This window comes from Mycobacterium paraffinicum, from assembly GCF_025822865.1.
GTDB lineage: Bacteria > Actinomycetota > Actinomycetes > Mycobacteriales > Mycobacteriaceae > Mycobacterium > Mycobacterium paraffinicum.
In genome coordinates this window covers 1-724 of the sequence record NZ_JACKUR010000020.1, presented here as the reverse complement: position 1 = coordinate 724, position 724 = coordinate 1, and the positions used below count along the sequence as shown (strand labels likewise).

Here is a 724-nt window from a genome sequence, read left to right as displayed (position 1 = left end):
GACTGCAACTCCGCGGCAATCGCATTCCACGCCGACGCCGCGGTCATCAACGACCCCGACCCTGGACCGGCGTAAATCCGCGCCGAATTAACCTCCGGCGGAAGCGCCCCAAAATCAAACACCATTGACTCCTTTAACCCGTCGCGGCCGCGTTGGCCGCCTCAGTCACCGCGTACGATCCCGAGCTCATGCCCAGGGTGTTGACGAACATCTCGTGAATCGCCGTGGCTTGGGCGCTCACGGCCTGGTACATCTGCGCGTGCGCAGAGAACTGCGCCGCGGTCAGTGCTGACACCTCGTCAGCAGCGGCCGGCACTACCCCCGTCGTTGGGGCCACCGCCGCCGCGTTCTGTGCATTCAGCGTCGAACCGATGCTCTGCAGATTGCCCGCCGCCGCGGCCAAGGCCTCGGGCTGCGTCGTGACGAACGACATTTGGATTCCCTCCCTGTTCTCTAGGCTCGCTGGCCTTCGAGGAACGGTTTGCCGGTGGGCTTACCGCAGGCATGGCTTACTGGTGAGATTAATGGGGTCACGCGGTGCCTCGCCTCCCTAGTGCCGACTGTTCATTCGTGTACAACTTCCGTTCACCTGGCCTTTCCCTATCCGGCTGATGGTGGGCGGGTGAGGACGCTGTAGCGGAAGCCGTATTTGTGGGAGTAGCCCGCGGCGGCGCCCGCGCGTCGGCCGATGGCGCCGGTGGGCATGCCGCGCAGCAGGGCGTTG

Annotated in this window: 3 protein-coding genes; all 3 read right to left on the bottom strand. The window is 65.1% G+C overall.

What is annotated here, in order from left to right:
- Window positions 1-125: PPE domain-containing protein (locus tag H7J89_RS08600; protein ID WP_264041806.1), on the bottom strand; the 125-nt coding region annotated here is incomplete at its 3' end.
- Window positions 126-133: 8 nt separating this feature from the next.
- Complete coding sequence (locus H7J89_RS08595) at window positions 134-433, bottom strand: PE family protein (RefSeq protein WP_066949973.1); 300 nt, start codon at window positions 431-433, stop codon at window positions 134-136.
- Window positions 434-600: 167 nt separating this feature from the next.
- On the bottom strand, window positions 601-724 hold a 124-nt coding region (locus H7J89_RS25895), incomplete at its 5' end, for a PPE family protein, SVP subgroup (RefSeq protein ID WP_443677606.1).

Coding starts and splice junctions, on each gene's coding strand:
- H7J89_RS08595 (WP_066949973.1), bottom strand. CDS start 433: ATGTCGTTCGTCACGACGCAGCCCGAGGCCTTGGCCGCGGCGGCGGGC.